Here is an 18,668-nt window from a genome sequence, read left to right as displayed (position 1 = left end):
ATTAGTGAAATTATGGTAAATTATATAGGTTATTATAAACTCTCGGAGGTTGAAAAATGGAAGCTACATTACCAAATTGCCCTAAATGTGATTCAGAATACACTTATGAAGATGGTGTATCATACATTTGTCCAATGTGTAACTACGAATGGACAGCTAATGGAGAAGAAACAGCAAATGCCGATAATACAGTAATTAAAGATGTAAACGGTGTTGAATTAAATGATGGAGATACTGTTACAGTAGTCAAAGATTTAAAAGTAAAAGGATCTTCTAATGCAATCAAACAAGGTACTAAAGTAAAAGGTATTAAATTAGTAGACCCTGAAGACGGTCACGATATCGATTGTAAAATACCAGGATTTGGTCAAATTGGATTGAAATCATCTGTAGTTAAAAAAATAAATAAATAAGGCATATAACCTGACAAACCGTTGGATAGCATCCAATGGTTTGTTTTTTTATGGATTTTTCAACATGTAAAATGTTCAAAATAATAATAAAAGATTGAGTTTTTAAATTTTTTGGAAAATTAATATATTATGTACATATAATGAATTTTGTGGTAAACATGGTATAGAGATTCCGTTTTTAACAACTATATAAGGGGAGAAAAATATGAAGGCTTATATGCAAAAATTTGCACAGTCTCTAATGCTACCGATTTCAATTTTACCGGTTGCAGGGTTATTGTTAGGTATTGCGTCTTTTATCGATTCTGGCGCAATTAACGGGGAAGGAAACAGTGTTGCTAACTTCTTAGCAAATGGTGGATTAGCAGTTATTAATAATTTACCAATTCTGTTCGCAGTCGGGTTAGCTTTTGGTATGTCTAAAGATAAAAATGGTGCAGCTGCACTTAGTGGACTTGTATCATTTTTAGTTGTCACAGAAGTTTTAAAGCCAGAATCAATGGCGAAAGTTCTACACGTTGCTGAAGATAAAGTAGATTTGGCATTCACAGGTATAAGTAATGTGTTTATCGGGATTATTTGTGGATTAGTAACAGCAGCAATTTACAATAGATTTAAAGATACGAAATTACCAACAGCGTTTGCTTTCTTTAGTGGTAAACGTTTAGTACCAATATTATCAGCTGCGGCTATGTTGGTTATTTCAATCGCACTTATGTTTATATGGCCACCGGTCTATAATGGATTAGTTACATTTGGTGAAATGATTTCTAAACTTGGTCCATTAGGTGCAGGTTTATACGGTTTCTTTAACCGTTTATTATTACCATTCGGCTTACATCATGCATTAAACCAAGTATTCTGGTTTGATATCGCGGGCATTAATGATATTGCTAACTTCTGGTCTAGCAATGGGGAAAAAGGTATAACAGGTCGTTATCAAGCTGGTTTATTCCCAATTATGATGTTCGGTTTACCAGCAGCAGCATTAGCAATTTGGAAAAATGCTGAAAAACGCAATAAAAAAGTCGTAGGTTCTTTAATGGTAACAGCGGCTATCGCTTCATTCGTTACGGGTATTACTGAACCATTAGAATTTTCATTCTTAGTAGCAGCACCAATGTTATTTGGTATACACGCTGTACTTACAGGTGTGTCACTGTTCATAGCAGCAACATTCCAATGGACAGCAGGGTTTACATTTAGTGCCGGTTTAATTGATTACTTACTAAGCTTAAGTATTCCAATTGCCAATAAACCATTCATGTTATTGCTGCTTGGTCTCGTAATGGCTGTTGTGTACTTCGTAATATTTGATTTTGCTATACGTAAATTCAACTTAAAGACACCAGGTAGAGATGGATTGATGGAAGAAGCAGTTAAACAAGATCCTAGCCTTGAAGAAGACAGTGATGGTCAAACAACGGGTAATAGTGACGAAAAAGTTTCTTATAAGACAAAACTTATTTACGAAGCTATTGGCGGTAATGACAATATCGAAGTGATTGATCATTGTGCTACGAGATTGCGTTTAACTTTAAAAGATACAGGTATAGTTGATCAAGAAAAAATTAAACAATCAGGCGCATTAGGAAATAAAGTAATCAGTGATAAAAACATCCAAATAATTATAGGAACAGACGTCCAATTTACAGCTGATGAACTCATGCAAATGCAACAAAATAAATAGATTGTGCTTTCTAATATGAAACGATTGAATGATAAAGGGGAACGATTCAATTGTTATCAAAGAAGCTCAGCCCGAAAGAAAAGGGGCTGAGCTTTTTTTATGTTGCTTATGCATTCACTACAAAGTCTGGTTGATCTCCTTGTAGTTTTTTAATGGTATTGTGTGCTACGATTCTTGCCATTTCATCTCTAGCTTCAAATGTTGCGTTACCGATATGTGGTGTAAGTACAACGTTATCCATTGATTTGAGTGCTTCTGTTATTTTCGGCTCGAATTCAAATACGTCTAATGCTGCGCCTTCGATAGTGTTTGCTTTTAATGCTTCTACTAATGCATTTTCGTCTACGATTGGTCCGCGTGATGCATTGATAATATATGCAGTTTCTTTCATTTTTTCAAAAGCGTCTTTATCGAATAAATGGTGTAACGCATCTGAGTATGCAGCATTGATTGTAATGAAATCTGCTTGTGCTAACATCTCATCTAGACTGACATAAGTAGCCCCTAAAGAAGCTTCTTGTTCTGGCTTTCTGTTTGGCCCTGTGTATAGGATGTTCATATCAAATCCTTTGGCACGTCTTGCTACTGCTGAACCTATTTCACCTAGACCAACTATGCCGACAGTCTTACCGGAGACTTCCCTACCTCTAAAGAATAACGGTGCCCATCCATTGAAACCAGTCGTTCTACATAGTTTATCTCCTTCTGCGATTCTTCTAGAAGCAGCGAGCAATATGCCAATTGTTAAATCTGCTGTTGCGTTAGTTGATGCTTTTGGCGTATTTGTCACATCAATACCTTTTTCTCTAGCATATTTAATATCTATATTATTAAATCCAGCGCCATAGTTCGCGATAATTTTTAAGTTAGGGGCTTGATCGATAATTTCTTTATCTATATTTGTAGATAGTGGACTGATGATAGCATCTACATCGTTTACTTTTTGAAGTAATATTTCTTTCGTGATTAACTTCTCCCCTTCAAAGACATCAACTTCAAAATGTTCCTTTAATAAATTTAAGCCTTCAGTTGGTATTTCTCCTGTTATGAATACTTTTTTCATAATGTAACCTCCTATAATTCTTAATAAAAATATATTTATTGTAGCTTTACCTAGTGTGAAAGTTTCCATTCACTGAATTTGCGCACGATGACTTCGAAAGCAATGTGATAAGGTAAAAAACTTGAATATGATATTTGGTTGAACAGTTCTATAGGTGAACTGTTTACGTATATATTATAACGTGCATTTTGAGCTAAGTAGTTATCTTTTAACGTTGTAATTGAAATATAACTTATGTTGCGAGTATGCATAATTTCAATATTTTCTTTAAGATGAGGTGTTTCTCCTGATAAAGAAATGATGAAGATTAAATCGTCTTCTTTCATTTGATTCATTGAAATTTTAAGTTCACTTTCATCGTTTATGACCATTACTCTTTTATTTATAGAAAGGAAGTGTCGTTGTGCATCTCTCGCGACGTTTAATTGTGCAACGCCGGTTCCATATATATAAATGTATGGAGAGTTATCTATTTGTTCACTTATATAATCATAATCAATCATTTTTAAGTGTTTCAATGTTTGTTGTAAATCTTGTTCTAAACTTTCAATAATATCAGTAGAAGGCTTAGAAACTTGTCTGTTTAATTTAATGTAAGCTTTAAAGTCACTATAACCATCAAATCCGAGCTTGCGGGCTAGACGGTGGATAGAAGAGATAGAAGTGTGTGAAATATCAGCTATTTCTTGAATTTTTAAGCGATGAATCAGATGAATATTTTGATTAATCATTTGTATTATATGTATATCATTATCGTTAAGTCGTTGATAATGCTCATTAATCAGTTTATCCAATATCATTATAACCCTCCATTATTCATAGTGAAAAGATTTTCATGTTATGAAAATATAATCTAAGTTTACTATGTCATTTCTATTTATGTCAAACCTATTGGTTAATGTAAGCGTTTCCTTTAGAGTGGAGTTAAATCGATGTTGAAAAGGGGTTAGAATATGAATGCAATTAAACGATTTGGTAGTGCCATGATTGTTCCAGTTCTGCTGTTCGCATTTTTTGGTATTGTTGTAGGTTTTGCAACGTTATTTAAAAATCCGAATATAATGGGCGACATAGCAAATGAAGGCACAATGTGGTTTAAAATTTGGAGCTTAATTGAAGCTGGTGGTTGGACGATATTCGACCATATGGAATTAGCGTTTGTTATTGGCTTACCAATTTCTCTTGCTAAAAAAGCACAAGGTAGAGCAACGTTAGCTGCCTTAATGATTTATTTAGTATTTAACAATTTTATCAATGCTATATTGACACTTTGGCCAAAAACTTTTGGCGTAGATTTATCAAAAGGTATCGAGAACTTAACGGGTGTTAAAGAAATAGCTGGAATTGAAACGTTAGATACAAGTATTATCGGTGCGATTTTCATATCAGCTATTGTTATTTGGATACATAACCGTTTCTATGATAAAAAGCTTCCTGAAATGGTTGGTATTTTCCAAGGGTTACCATACGTAGTGATCATCGGATTCTTTGTGATGATCCCAATTGCATTTATCGTTTGCGCGGTTTGGCCAACAATTCAAACTGGCATTGCATCGTTACAAGGTGTGATGTTGCATTCAGGGTTTGTAGGGGTTTGGTTATTCCATTTCTTAGAACGAATTCTTATACCAACTGGTTTACATCATTTCATTTATACACCGTTTGAATATGGACCAGCTGTTGTAAATGGCGGTTTAAAACCATACTGGATTGAGCATTTAACGGATTTCTCGAATTCTACTAAATCACTTAAAGAATTGTACCCTTATGGATTCTTGTTACAAGGTAACATTAAAATGTTCGGTTGTTTAGGTATCGCATTAGCAATGTATGCTTCAACACCTAAAGAAAATAAGAAAAAAGTATTAGCACTTGTATTACCAGCAGGTTTAACAGCAGTTTTTGCTGGCATTACTGAACCATTAGAATTCACGTTCTTATTCATAGCACCATATTTATTCTTAATTCATGCTTTATTAGGCGCAACGATGGTAACAATCATGTATCTCTTTGGCGTAGTAGGTATTCAAGGAGGCGGTGCAATAGAACTCGCAGCAATCAACTGGATTCCATTGTTCTCTAATCATGGAAGTACGTATATAGCTCAGTTCATTATTGGAATCATCTTTGTCGGCATTTACTTCTTCGTCTTCAAAATTATTATAGAGAAGTTCAATGTGCCATTACCAGGACGCATTCCAGATAATGGTGATGCCAAACTTTATACAAAAGAAGATTATAAATCTAAAGATCATGCAGATACGCAACTTGATGCCAATGCATCTGAATATGATACGAAAGCGATTTATTACTTAGAAGGTTTAGGTGGTAAAGACAACATTAAAGATGTGACAAACTGTGCGACTAGATTAAGAGTAACAGTCTATGATGCAAACTTAGTAAAAGATAATGATTACTTTACACATAATCAAATGGCACACGGTGTAGCGAAAAGTGGTACGAATGTACAAGTTATCGTTGGACTTAGTGTTCCACAAGTAAGAGATTCTTTTGAAACAATGATTTAAACAAATATATGGAGGTTATGAATAATGAAGAAATTTAATATTACAATAGCAGGTGGCGGAAGTACGTTTACACCAGGGATTATATTAATGTTATTAGATCATTTAGAAGATTTTCCAATTGGTACCATTAAATTATATGATAATGATAAAGAGCGACAACAAACTATAGCAGATGCTTGTGAAATACTTTTAAATGAAAGAGCGCCAGGCGTTAAATTACAAGCAAGTACAGATCCAAAAACAGCTTTTGAAAATGTAGATTTTGTAATGGCACATATCCGTGTCGGTAAATATGCAATGCGAGAACAAGATGAAAAGATTCCTTTAAAACATGGTGTTGTTGGTCAAGAAACGTGTGGGCCAGGCGGTTTGTCATATGGTATGCGCTCAATAACAGGTGTACTTGAAATCGTTGATTATATGGAAAAATATTCTCCTCAAGCATGGATGTTAAACTATTCAAATCCAGCTGCAATAGTAGCAGAAGCAACTAGAAAGTTAAGACCAAATTCAAGAATATTAAATATTTGTGATATGCCAATAGGAATAGAAGAACTAATGGCTACAAATATTGGCTTAAAATCTAGAAAAGAAATGGTCGTTAAATATTACGGATTAAATCATTTTGGTTGGTGGACAGATATTAGAGACAAATCAGGTAAAGATTTAATGCCAAGCATCATTCAACACGTAGAGAAATTTGGATATTCAACGGATACAGGTAGTGATATGGAACAAGAAGCAAGCTGGAACGATACATTTAAAAAAGCGCGCGACGTCCAAGCATTAGATAAACATACATTGCCTAACACATATTTAAAATACTACTTCTTCCCAGACTATGTAGTAGAACATTCAAACAAAGATTACACAAGAGCAAATGAAGTCATGGCAGGAAGAGAAAAGTTCGTATTTGGAGAATGCCAAAACATTATCGATAAAGGCACTGCAGAAGGAACTGAGCTCACAATAGATGAGCACGCTTCTTATATCGTAGACTTAGCAAGAGCAATCGCATTCAATACGAAAGAAAGAATGTTAATGATCGTTGAAAATAAAGGCGCAATTTCAAACTTTGAACCAACAGCAATGGTTGAAATACCATGTTTAGTCGGTAGTGAAGGACCGGAGCCATTATCAGTAGGAGAAATACCAAGATTCCAAAAAAGCTTAATGGAACAACAAGTAGGCGTAGAAAAATTAACCGTCGAAGCTTATGAAGAACAATCTTACCAGAAATTATGGCAAGCACTTACACTATCTCGAACAGTACCAAGCGCATCCGTCGCAAAAAACATACTAGATGATCTAATAGAAGCTAATAAAGACTATTGGCCAGAGCTGAAGTAGTAGGAAAAGGAACCTGACAAAGATCAGGTTCCTTTTTTGATGAGTTTGAGTAAGATGGCATGGAATAATTGAGGAGATGAGATTAATTTAGATGAAATTAGGACGTTTTATAAAAAATGAGTGAAGTCGTGAGTTAAGTCCGAAGTTAATCCAAGAATTACTTCAAATTCGATGTCCAATACCATCACCCATCCCAACCAATCCTGCCCCCGACACCTCTCCTACACCATATATATTAAATCAATCGAATTCTAATTTTCTCTCTTTCATAAAATTATAAAATGCTCTAACGACGTTATTTGATAAGTATTGTTCTTTTAATATCATATCGGTATTTCTGATCATGGCATTTCCATTTTGATCTAGGCAAGGTATTTTATGTAAGTCTTGATTATTTTTGAGTAATATATCTGGCAAAATAGAAAATCCTAAGCCGTGTTGTACGAATTCTTTACTTGTTTCCATATTGTCTACTTTTATTGCAATTGATGATGGTTCTACAAATCTTCCTATCCACCAATCGTCGATCAATTTATTTAGTGAAGTGTCAGTATTATAATAAATTCTTGGTAAATGTGGTAAGTCATCTATCGATATTGGATGTTTAGATACGATATAAATTTTTTCTGTCATAAGTCTTATTTTTTCTGATGAAAAGCTATAATCACCTCTTAAAATGCCGACTTGCGAGTAATCGTTATGGACTGACTTAAATACTTCTTCACTCCAACCGGTGTTGACATCAAATTCTACTAAAGGATATTTTTGACTGAATTCTGATAATATTTTAGGTAATTGATATCTTGAAAAAATACTAGACGCGCTTAATCTCAATGTACCTTGTACTTTGTTTTCTTGGTTGATTAATTCTTCTTTTAGTTTTTGACTATCTTTTATCATTGAGAGCGCATATTTTACGATGATTTCTCCTGGTGAAGTAAAGACTACGCCTTTTTGATTTCTATTAATAATATCCACGTTAAATTCTTCTTCAAGCTTATTGATTCTATAAGTTACTGCTGGTTGTGATATTCTCAAAATTTTACTTGTTTGCGTAATGTTTTTATATTTAAATAATGCTCTTAATATCTCCCAATCCATGCTATCCATATGAATTTCTCCTCATTCTTTTAAATTTGCCATAAAAATTTTTTATGCTCAAACATAAAAAAGTAATATTTTATTTATCGACTATCCACTTATATACTTTAAATAAGTTAACTGAATATTTCAATAAATTTTAGGGGGGTCATAACGTGGATATAAAAAGTTTAAGAGTTCCTTGCGTGTTAATGAGAGGGGGAACAAGTAGGGGTCTAGTTTTTAAAGATAGTGATTTACCCCTAGATCATGAAGCGAGAGAAAGAGTTATTTTAAAAATTTATGGCAGCTCTCCAAATGGCCAAATTGATGGTATAGGTGGCGGAACTTCTGTTACGAGCAAAGTCGCAATCGTGGGGATATCAAGTACAAATGAAAGTGATATTTACTATACGTTTGGACAAGTTGGTGTAAATAAGAAGAGCATTGATTACAATGTGACATGTGGAAACATGGCATCAGCAGTAGGACTATATGCAGTTGAAGAAGGTTTAGTCCCAAGAGTCGAAGGTGAAACAAAAGTTAAAATATTAAATACGAATACGAACAAAATAATGGAAGTCTTGATTCCTATAAAAGATGGAAACATTGAAAACAAAGGTGATTTTTCTATATCAGGTGTAGAAGGCACTGGAGCAAAAATAACAGTGAGTTTTATGAATCCAGCAGGTGCATTTACGGGTAGACTTTTTCCGACGGGCAATGTAATAGATGAAATTCATGTTGATGAAAAAACATTTGAAGTAAGTATTTTAGATACTGGTAACATAGTCGCTTTTGTACAAGCAAGTGATTTTTCACTCGAAGGCTATGAGTTGTCACAAACGATTGATAAACCGGATGTTTCTAAAGAAATTGAAAAATTACGCGTTGAAGTTGGTATTTTATTAGGTATATTTAACAAGTATGAAAAAATCAATCCAGAATTAGAAGCATTACCTAAAATAACATTAGTGAGTCCGCCTAAAGATTATAAGACGGAACTAGGTATAATCAATAAAAAAGAAAATAACAATATTATAGGCAGATACATTTCTATGGGTAAGTTACATCCAGCATTTGCTGTGAGTGGTTCGATTTGTTTAGCAACTGCATGCCAAATACCTGGTACAATCCCACATTTAGTTTGTGAAAGTACCACTGGTAATAGCATCAATATTGGACATCCAAATGGAACAATTTCAGCAGAAGTTTTTTTACAGAAAAATGAAAGCGATTACAAGTTATTAAAAGGTGGCACAGGACGTACAGCTAGAAGAATTATGGAAGGCACTGCTGTCGTTCCTAAATATTTAATAGATAAGGAGGGAGAACATGGGTAAAAAGAAGTCGATAATCTTAATTGTATTAACGTTATTATTAGCAAGTTGTAGTGCTAAAGGTGATACGAAAAGCAAAGACGAAAAGAATGAAGTCGATAATTTCCCTAAAAAAACGATTAATATTGTCATACCATTTGGAGAGGGAAGTGCAAGTGATTCTTTTGTAAGACAATATTCTCAAGTGTTAAATAAAAATTCAAATGCTAATTTTCAGCCAGTTAATAAAGATGGTAGCGGCGGCTTAATAGGCATGTTACACACGTATCAACAAAATAATGATGGGTACAACATTTTAGAAATTACACCGTCACAAGTCATTTCTGATAACTTAAATAAAAGTAAAGAAGTGAAACTTTTAGATGATTTTGAACCGCTCGCACAAATTCAAAGTGATATTTATGTATTGTCAGTTTCGCAAGACAGCCCTATAAAAAATTATGATGATTTAATTGAAAAAGGTAAAAAAGATAAAATCACAGTCGGTGGAGCAGGTTCAACAGGATTAGATGACTTTGCAACAAACGACTTTTCAAAAAAAGCAGGTATAGATATGAGGTTTACACCGTATACTTCAGGATCAGAAGTCAAAGCTGCCGCACTTGGTGGTGAAGTAGATGTATACCTGGACAAAGTAGTAAATGTTGTAGATTATGCTAAATCTAAAAAAGTGAGACCGCTCGTTATTTTTAATGATGAAAGAATTGATGAGATACCTGAATTTGAAAGTGTACCGACAACAAAAGAAAAAGGGTTAGATGTTGATATAGGATCTTGGAGAGGATTCGTTGTTAAAAAAGGCGTGCCAGAAGATGTTAAGAAGGACTTAAACAAAAAAATAAAAGACGCATATGAAACTGAAGAGTATAAAAAGTATGCATCTGATAATTTAGTAGACATAGGTGAAGGATACCTTGGACCAGATGAATTTGGTAAAAAATTAAATAAAGAATATGAAAAGTTTGATGAAATTGCAGAAGATTTAGATATCAAATAATTGAGAACAGAGGGGGATATTCATGGGGAGTATCATATTTAGCTTCATATTATTTATTGTATTTTTGTACTTTCTAATTAATTCAATAAACATGGAAAATTTAAGAGAGGTTGATCCGATAGGTCCTTCTGGAATACCGACTTTCGCTTTATTTTTCCTTGTGTTACTGCTTTTCTATACATTAGTTAAAGAAATCGTTAAATATAAGCAAAATAAAAAGGAAATTAAACAGACATCACTATTTAATAAATCTTTATTAATTATCATGTGCTTAACAATTTCCATAACTATATTTATTTTAGTTATCAATAAAATAGGATTTTTCTTATCTTGTTTATTTTTGACACCATTATTATTAATACTTTTAGGAGCAAAAAACAAAGTTTCAATCATCAGTTTTTCCATCGGTATACCAATACTGTTTACAGTACTTTTTGGAAATGTATTGAATATACCTTTGCCAAGAGGATTTGGCTTCTTTTCTGAAATTAGTAGTTTCCTATATTAAATAACGGAGGTGTGAAAAATGAACATAACAATCTTAAAAGATTCTTTTTTAACTATATTAGAACCTACAACGTTAATGTTGATTATTTTAGGGCTAGTAGTAGGTATATTTTTAGGGGCATTACCAGGTATAGGCTCTTCAATGGCAATCGTATTAGTACTACCATTCACATATTTTTTAGATGTCATACCAGCAATTGCGTTACTATCAACAATTTATGTAGGATCTGCTTATGGCGGTTCGATAACAGCCATTTTATTTAACACACCAGGAACGCCAGAAGCAGTCGCGACGACTTTTGACGGTTATCCAATGTCACAAAAAGGGGAATCTAAAAAGGCATTAGGATTAGCAATAAGTAGTTCGGCATTTGGTGGCGTATTCGCTGTATTTTTAATGATTTTTCTATCACCATTACTATCACAGCTTGCATTTAAAATACATTCCTCGGAATATTTTGCTTTAGCCGTTTTAGGGATGACCGTTATTTCATCTCTCGGTACTAATAATATGGTTAAAGCGATTATATCTGGTCTGATTGGAATTTTTATTTCAACAATAGGAATCGATCCTTTAACAGCAACGGATAGGTTCACATTTAATAAGATAGAATTAATGAACGGAATTGATTATATACCTATTATGATCGGCGCATTTGCTTTAGGAGAGGTATTTTCACAAATTACAAATCAGAATACCAATACTTTAGATTCATCATCAAATGCTTCTCAAGGCACAATTAAATTTAAAGACTTTTTTGTATATAAATGGGCTGCTTTAAAATCAGCTGTTATCGGTAGTGTGATTGGCATATTACCAGGTACAGGCGGTTCGATAGCATCATTTGTAAGTTATGGTGTTGCTATGAAAACAGATAAAAATCCAGAACAATTTGGTAAAGGTAAAGAAGAAGGTGTAGTAGCACCAGAAACAGCTAACAATGCAGCAGCTGGTGGTTCAATGATACCGACACTTATATTAGGTATACCTGGTAGTCCAACAACTGCCGTTATATTAGCGGCACTTATTCTACATGGTGTGCAACCAGGACCACAATTAATTTCAGATCAACCAATCTTATTATATTCGATATTTCTAGCGATGCTATTTGCGAGTGTGATGACTTTAATAGCAGGAAGAGCAGGTATACAAGTATTTACATTATTACTAACAGCACCTTATAGTATCATCGCAACATTTATTATCATTCTTTCACTACTAGGCGCTTATGCGACAAATAATGATTTATTAAATGTTTGGATAATGCTTCTATTTGGAGTAGTAGGCTACTTAATGAAAGTATTTAATTTCTCAATAGCTTCATTAATATTAGGTATTGTATTAGGACCATTAATGGAAACATCATTAAGAAGACATCTATTACTTAATAACGGAGATTATTTCTCACTATTACATTCACCAATCACAGCAATCCTTTTAACAATTAGTGTGTTGATCATCGTATTACCAATATTTATGAAGAAAAGAAAGGCTTAATTGAGTAGATTTTAGTGTGTAAATAGTTACTATACCATCTTTCTTTAATAGAAAACTTCTAAATGATATACTTAATAGCGGAGAATATATATTTTTATTTAAAAATATAAGGGAGAATATCTATGTATATAGAAAGAAAACCAACTATCAATTTAGAGGAATTAAAGAAGGAATTTACGAATAATTTAGGTGAAATTGAATATGTTCAGTCATCGGAACAAGCTTTAGAAGAGTTGTTTAACTTTGTAGAGTTACAACATAATTATGCTGCTGCTCTGGAAGAAATAGGTACCAAATTGAAAATCTTAGATGATGAATTTCAAGTTGCTTATAAACATAATCCTATCCATCATATGGAAAAGCGTGTTAAAGAATTTCCAAGTTTAATTAAAAAGCTAAAACGTAAAGGATTTCCATTAAATGCTGAATCAGCAAAAGAAAATATTCAAGATATTGCTGGTATAAGAGTGGTTTGTAACTATATTGAAGATGTTTATACTATCGAAAAGTTATTGCTTAGACAAGCTGATGTGAAGTTATTAAAAAGAAAAAATTATATAGAGTACCCGAAATCAAATGGGTATAAAAGTCTGCATATAGTTGTATCTATTCCGGTATTTTTAGCTGAACGTGTGAAAGTAATACCAGTCGAAATTCAGATTCGTACAATTGGTATGGATATGTGGGCAAGTTTAGAGCATAAATTAAGATATAAAAATCCACGTGTATCAACTGAACAATATCAAGAAAAATTAAAAGAATGTTCTATTGAAATTACCAATGTGGAACAAAAAATGCAAGAAATGAATGATGAAATATATCGTGATGAGATGGGTAGCATGTCATGATAAAAATAGATAAATATAAATGATAGTAAGCGTTTAGGACATAAATGTCCTACACTATAATGATTTTAAAAGTGCTGTCGACAAAGTCACTTAAAGTGAACTTGTTGGCAGTTTTTTTGCGCACGCTTTCCTAGGGGAAGGTCTGAGCCTCGGTCTCAGCCACTTCCTTCTTCCCGCAGGAGTCGGCGCAAAAATTCTGCCACATTTTAGGAGAATATTTTGTAATATAAGTTAAATTAAGCAATTCTTTTAAAATACTGAAAAATCAATTAAATTAAACCTTTCTAAGATACATTTTTAAAAGAGCGTGATATTATAAAAGTGTTGAATATATATAAGGGGGATTTAAAGTGGCGGATTCAGTAAAATTACTAAAAACACTTACAGACATTAATGGTATCTCGGGATTTGAATACAATGTTAAATCTAAAATGAGAGAATATCTAGAGCCTATAAGTGATGAAATTATAGAAGATAATTTAGGAGGCATTTTCGGGAAAAAGAATGCTAAAAATGGTTCTAAAACAATTTTAATAGCAGGACATTTAGACGAAATCGGATTTATGGTGACGCGTATCGATGATGACGGTTACCTTAAATTCACGCCAATTGGTGGCTGGTGGAACCAAGTCATGCTTTCTCAAAAAGTGACTGTTACGACAGATGATGGTAAAGAATTAAGAGGTATTATTGGTTCTAAACCACCACACGTATTAAGTCCAGAAGAGCGTCAAAAGCCTGTAGACATTAAAAGTATGTTTATCGACTTAGGTGTTGATAATAAAGAAGCGGTTGAAAAATTAGGCGTTGAAATAGGTAACATGGTTACACCTTACTCTGAATTTGAAGAACTTGGAGATGGTAACTACTTGACGGCAAAAGCATTTGATAACCGCTTTGGTTGTGCGTTAAGTGTAGACGTATTAAATGAACTTAATAATGACGAACTTGGCATTAATTTAGTTTCAGGTGCGACTGTACAAGAAGAAGTCGGTTTACGTGGTGCGAAAGTAGCAGCAAACAAAATTAAACCAGACTTATCAATCGCAGTAGACGTAGGTATCGCATATGATACACCAGGCATGAAAGGTCAAGATCATGAAACTAAATTAGGTGAAGGTCCACTTGTTTTACTTATGGATGGAACAAATATTGGTCATGTAGGATTTAGAAAATTCATTAAAAACGTAGCAAAAGAAAAAGGCATAGATGTACAATGGGATAACATTACCGGTGGCGGTACAGATGCAGGTAGTATCCACGTAGCAAACGAAGGTACACCAACAATCTCAATAGGCGTGCCATTACGTTACATGCACTCAAACGTATCTATCCTGCACAAAGATGACTATTTAAATGCAGTAAAATTAGTAGCTGAAATCGTAAAAGCCTTAAACGACGACACTGTAAAAGATATTATGTGGTAAGTTTAAAATAAAGTTCGAAGGAATTCTTGCAGAAGAATTCCTTTTTTTTATAAAAAAGAATAAGCGCTCTAAGAACGACAATTCAGAGATGAATGATTATGAGTTGGAATACAATCATTAAAAAGTAATAAATCCCCAAAATATTAGTGTAAATTTCGCATGAAATCCTTTTGTAACAAGGTTTTCATCAAGTATTATGACCAAGTAACAAATTGTTATTAAAATAAAATAAAATTTTGTGATTAAATTTCACTTTTATTTGATGGATATCGTTTGTAAAGTGTATCATTATGCTATATTATAAGTAATAGAGATGGAAGAATTTGATTCGTTCAGGTGCTTCCTTTTTCTATATTTATTGAATAAAGGGAAGTGAAAAATCATCGAAAAAGAAAAGAAAAAGTTGCTTCGGAAAATGGTGAAACCATTTGAAAATAACAATCTAAAGAAAAGTACAATTCAAATTATAAATACATTAATTCCGTTAGTTGCACTTGTAGTCGCTGGATTTTTAAGCTATCAAATACATTGGTCATTATCATTGTTATGTGGTGTGTTAGCTTCGGGATTTTTAATTAGAACATTTATTATTTTCCATGATTGTTGCCATGGATCATTTTTAAGCAAGAAAAAGAACAACGATTTGTTAGGTAATATAACTGGTCTTATGACATTTTTTCCTTATGAAAAATGGCGTAGAGAACACATCATTCACCATACGAGTAGTGGTAATTTAGAAAAACGTGGTATTGGAGATATTTGGGTTATGACGATTGAAGAATATCGTGATGCTTCTAAATTTACTCAGTTCAAATATCGTATGTATAGACACCCATTTGTGATGTTTATACTAGGTCCTATATTCTTGATGTTTATTTCAAATAGAACGAACGCTAAAGATGCTAAGCCGAAAGAAAAACGTAATACGTGGATTCATAATATTGTATTACTATTATTCTATGTCGGCATGTTCTTCTTAGTAGGCGCAACGCCATTTATGCTTGTATTCCTTCCAATGCTATTTATAGCAGGTATGTTAGGTATATGGTTGTTTTACATTCAACATACATTTGAAGATGCATATTTTGAAGAAGCATCTGAATGGGATTATGTAAAAGCAGCTATAGAAGGTAGTTCTTATTATAAATTACCTAAAGTCATTCAATGGATGACTGGTAATATTGGTTATCACCATGTGCATCATTTAAGCCCAAGAATTCCAAACTATCAATTAGAACAAGCACATGAAAAGACACCACCATTACACCATGCAACGACAATTACGCTTAAAGATAGTCTAGAATCTTTAAAATATAAACTTTATGATGAAAAAAATAAATGCTTTATCACTTTTAAAGAATATACACGTCGCTTTAATAAAAATCATGCATAAATTAAATGGTACTAAAAAAGCATCACTTCGTTGAGTAACGAAGTGATGCTTTTTCTTTATATTTTTTCGTTTGTTCTTTTAAGTATATGCTGAATGTTGCAAGACTGGCTGGAAACGAAAATTTAATAATGTACAATTTTGATTGTTTAAGTATGTACAAAGATGTCTTGGATTAACTTGGGAATAAACTCACGACATGGGTAATGTCTTGGATTAACTGTGGAATAAACTCACGACATGGGCGATGTCTTGGATTAACTGTGGAATAAACTCACGACATGGGCGATGTCTTGGATTAACTGTGGAATAAACTCACGACATGGGCTTTTTCTTGGATTAATTCCAGACTTAACTCACGACATGGGCAATGTCTTGGATTAACTGTGGAATAAACTCACTCCTGACCCCATCCACCAACTCCTCATTTCCTCCAGTCCACCCCTGAAATCATGAGTTCCATCCGCGTCCAATATGCTTAAAGTTCTAATTATTTGCATTGATGTGAAATGTTTCGGATTATAAAACGAAGTAGATTACACATCTACAACTATGAGCAAACGCTTACAATAGATTTAGGGAGGTTATTTGATTGCTTAGTAAACGACAGAGAAACATATTGTCTTATTTATCATCTGAGAAAGGCTTCGTAACCATTTCCGAATTGGCATCTTTATTTCAAGTTACTGAACGGACGATTCAATATGATTTGGAGTTTATTGAATCTTTTAAAAGTGAATTGAATATTGATGTTGAGAGAAATAAGAGTTTAGGCGTCAAATTATCACAAAAAGAAAATGATAATGAAGTGTCGAATGTTGAGTTGGACATTCATTATTCTAAAAATGAAAGAAAAGAACAGATTATTTTAAGGTTGTTTGAATCTTCAAGTCCTATTAGTTCTCAAAGTTTAGCTGACATTCTGAATGTATCACGCCGTACGGTTGTTGATGATTTGAAGTCTGTGCAGCATTGGTTAGAGGAATATACGCTTGTTCTAGAGTATAAAAAGAACAAAGGATTTGTCATTGAAGGTAATGAAAAATATTTAAGAGAAGCTTATGCCAATGTGGTTAATGAGTATTTCCGTAAATCTACAGCTCAAATTGGGATTGAAATTTTTTCTGAAGATGAACTTGAAAAAATAAGACGTGCTGTTATTACAACTATAAATGATCAAGATTTCCAACTGGTTCAAGTCGGTATTGATGGTTTAATATATCACATTATTATTGCGATTCATCGCGCGAAGAAGCAATTTGTTTTTGATATTCCCGATGAAGAGTATGAAAGATTGAGCAAGACAGATGCTTTTAATATAGCCATTCAAATTACTGCCGAATTAGAAAAAGTATTTAATATAGCTTTTCCTAAAAGTGAAGCTGCTTTTATCACATTGCATTTATTAGGGGCTAGGGTCAATAAATTTCATCAAGAACAAACTCAACAAAATCTATCCAATTTAGCAAGTTTATTCATTCAAAAAGTAAGTGCTCAAATAGGCATGCCACTTATACATGATCATAAACTGCTTACAGGTCTTGTTACACATTTACAGCCGGCCATCCATAGAATGTCTTTTGATATGACGCATTCCAATCCATTGAAAGAAGAAATTCTAAAGGAGTATTCCGAACTTGTATTAGCGATTAAACAACAAGTTGGGATATTGGAAGAAGCTTATCAAGTCACTTTTAATGAAGATGAAGTTGCATATTTAGCGTTACATTTTGCGTCTTCAATAGAACGATTGTCTAATGAGGAACCGACTCAAATTAAAGTTATCTTGTTATGTGGTTCGGGTGTTGGGACTTCTCAGTTATTAAAAAGTCGCATCGAAAATATTTATCCTGAATTAGAAATTTTAGATGCTTTTTCAATTTATGATATTTCGGAAAGTTTTCTAAAATCTCATGGAGTCGATTATATTATTTCTACTGTGCCGGTCGATGGCTTTTCAGTACCGACCATAGAAGTTTCACCATTTTTAATGAAGGAAGATAGAAGTAAAATCAATCAAATGATTAATGATTATAGAGAAAGATATATCTCAAGCTTTAAAACGGTTGGTCCGAGTTTAGAAAATGTCATACCTGAAAACCATATTCAAACGCATGTAAAAGTTTCAAGCAGAGATGAAGCTATCAAAACGAGTGTTCAAACTTTAGTGGATGTTGGACATGTTAATGAACAATATGGTGATGAAATTATCGATCATTTAGATAAATTTGGTCCTTATATGGTTATCGGACCTCATATTGCATTACTTCATTCTAATTTTGAAAATGTAAATGTCCCTGTAAGTATGTCTATCGCACACTTTGAAAATGGCGTTGAATTTGGACATGATCGGTTTGATCCTGTGAAAGTTGTGGTCATACTTGCGACAAGCCAACCTCAAATTCATTTGAATGCGCTTGGTCAGTTAAGTCGAATAATTATGAATGAAGAATATAGAAATGAATTAATTGCAGGTCAGAAAGAAACAATATTGCAACTCATAAAAACCGTAAGTCAAAATGAGGAGGGTGTCTAAA

General features: G+C 33.2%; 15 protein-coding genes. 12 read left to right on the top strand and 3 right to left on the bottom strand.

The genetic code is table 11. The annotated features are described in order from the left end of the window. The first annotated feature begins 56 nt into the window (after nucleotides 1-56). Together LQ598_RS04850 and nagE are read left to right on the top strand one after the other, a co-directional pair. Nucleotides 57-413, top strand: a complete 357-nt coding sequence (locus tag LQ598_RS04850) for a zinc ribbon domain-containing protein YjdM (RefSeq protein WP_016912549.1) — start codon at nucleotides 57-59, stop codon at nucleotides 411-413. A 205-nt stretch (nucleotides 414-618) separates the two neighbouring features. Next, complete coding sequence (gene nagE / locus LQ598_RS04845; protein WP_239745328.1) at nucleotides 619-2,103, top strand: N-acetylglucosamine-specific PTS transporter subunit IIBC; 1,485 nt, start codon at nucleotides 619-621, stop codon at nucleotides 2,101-2,103. A 106-nt stretch (nucleotides 2,104-2,209) separates the two neighbouring features. Here the strand turns inward: nagE and LQ598_RS04840 are convergent, their stop codons facing one another. Together LQ598_RS04840 and LQ598_RS04835 are read right to left on the bottom strand one after the other, a co-directional pair. Continuing rightward, complete coding sequence (locus LQ598_RS04840; RefSeq protein WP_103323400.1) at nucleotides 2,210-3,166, bottom strand: 2-hydroxyacid dehydrogenase family protein; 957 nt, start codon at nucleotides 3,164-3,166, stop codon at nucleotides 2,210-2,212. A gap of 50 nt (nucleotides 3,167-3,216) precedes the next feature. Beyond that, the gene (locus LQ598_RS04835; RefSeq protein ID WP_016912552.1) at nucleotides 3,217-3,966 is read right to left on the bottom strand and encodes a MurR/RpiR family transcriptional regulator; all 750 of its coding nucleotides are present in this window, start codon (nucleotides 3,964-3,966) and stop codon (nucleotides 3,217-3,219) included. A 153-nt stretch (nucleotides 3,967-4,119) separates the two neighbouring features. Between LQ598_RS04835 and LQ598_RS04830 the strand changes: the two genes are divergently transcribed. Then, entirely contained in the window at nucleotides 4,120-5,694 is a 1,575-nt protein-coding gene (locus tag LQ598_RS04830) for an alpha-glucoside-specific PTS transporter subunit IIBC (RefSeq protein WP_103323399.1), read from the top strand. Between the two features lie 24 nt (nucleotides 5,695-5,718). After that, nucleotides 5,719-7,044: a 6-phospho-alpha-glucosidase gene (locus LQ598_RS04825; protein ID WP_016912554.1), complete on the top strand. Its 1,326-nt coding sequence runs from the start codon at nucleotides 5,719-5,721 to the stop codon at nucleotides 7,042-7,044. Between the two features lie 240 nt (nucleotides 7,045-7,284). On the opposite strand, the gene LQ598_RS04820 is transcribed toward LQ598_RS04825, so the two are convergent. After that, on the bottom strand, nucleotides 7,285-8,154 hold the full coding sequence (locus tag LQ598_RS04820; protein WP_103323397.1) for a LysR family transcriptional regulator: 870 nt from the start codon (nucleotides 8,152-8,154) through the stop codon (nucleotides 7,285-7,287). Nucleotides 8,155-8,300: 146 nt separating this feature from the next. Here LQ598_RS04820 and LQ598_RS04815 point away from each other — a divergent pair, with 146 nt between their 5' ends. The 8 genes from LQ598_RS04815 to LQ598_RS04780 all read left to right on the top strand — a co-directional run bounded on the left by LQ598_RS04815 (nucleotide 8,301) and on the right by LQ598_RS04780 (nucleotide 18,667). Beyond that, a complete protein-coding gene (locus LQ598_RS04815; RefSeq protein WP_239745327.1) occupies nucleotides 8,301-9,467 on the top strand; it encodes a 2-methylaconitate cis-trans isomerase PrpF family protein in 1,167 nt (388 codons plus the stop codon). Continuing rightward, nucleotides 9,460-10,461, top strand: a complete 1,002-nt coding sequence (locus tag LQ598_RS04810; RefSeq protein WP_103322880.1) for a Bug family tripartite tricarboxylate transporter substrate binding protein — start codon at nucleotides 9,460-9,462, stop codon at nucleotides 10,459-10,461. The genes LQ598_RS04815 and LQ598_RS04810 overlap by 8 nt, the downstream gene beginning before the upstream one ends. A 22-nt stretch (nucleotides 10,462-10,483) precedes the next feature. After that, nucleotides 10,484-10,969 (top strand): tripartite tricarboxylate transporter TctB family protein, encoded by a 486-nt coding sequence (locus tag LQ598_RS04805; protein WP_107537342.1) that lies wholly within the window; start codon nucleotides 10,484-10,486, stop codon nucleotides 10,967-10,969. An 18-nt stretch (nucleotides 10,970-10,987) separates the two neighbouring features. Next, complete coding sequence (locus LQ598_RS04800) at nucleotides 10,988-12,466, top strand: tripartite tricarboxylate transporter permease (protein ID WP_239745326.1); 1,479 nt, start codon at nucleotides 10,988-10,990, stop codon at nucleotides 12,464-12,466. A 122-nt stretch (nucleotides 12,467-12,588) separates the two neighbouring features. Continuing rightward, entirely contained in the window at nucleotides 12,589-13,314 is a 726-nt protein-coding gene (locus LQ598_RS04795; protein WP_103322877.1) for a GTP pyrophosphokinase, read from the top strand. Between the two features lie 350 nt (nucleotides 13,315-13,664). After that, the gene (locus LQ598_RS04790) at nucleotides 13,665-14,741 is read left to right on the top strand and encodes a M42 family metallopeptidase (protein ID WP_107537204.1); all 1,077 of its coding nucleotides are present in this window, start codon (nucleotides 13,665-13,667) and stop codon (nucleotides 14,739-14,741) included. A gap of 415 nt (nucleotides 14,742-15,156) precedes the next feature. Beyond that, nucleotides 15,157-16,134 (top strand): Delta(5) desaturase DesA, encoded by a 978-nt coding sequence (gene desA, locus LQ598_RS04785; protein WP_213017707.1) that lies wholly within the window; start codon nucleotides 15,157-15,159, stop codon nucleotides 16,132-16,134. A gap of 589 nt (nucleotides 16,135-16,723) precedes the next feature. Then, complete coding sequence (locus tag LQ598_RS04780) at nucleotides 16,724-18,667, top strand: BglG family transcription antiterminator (protein WP_103322874.1); 1,944 nt, start codon at nucleotides 16,724-16,726, stop codon at nucleotides 18,665-18,667. Nucleotide 18,668 lies beyond the last annotated feature (1 nt).

The sequence above is a fragment of the Mammaliicoccus sp. F-M27 genome (assembly GCF_022387115.1).
In the GTDB taxonomy this organism is placed as follows: Bacteria; Bacillota; Bacilli; order Staphylococcales; family Staphylococcaceae; genus Mammaliicoccus; species Mammaliicoccus vitulinus.
This window is presented reverse-complemented; position numbering and strand designations above follow the sequence as displayed.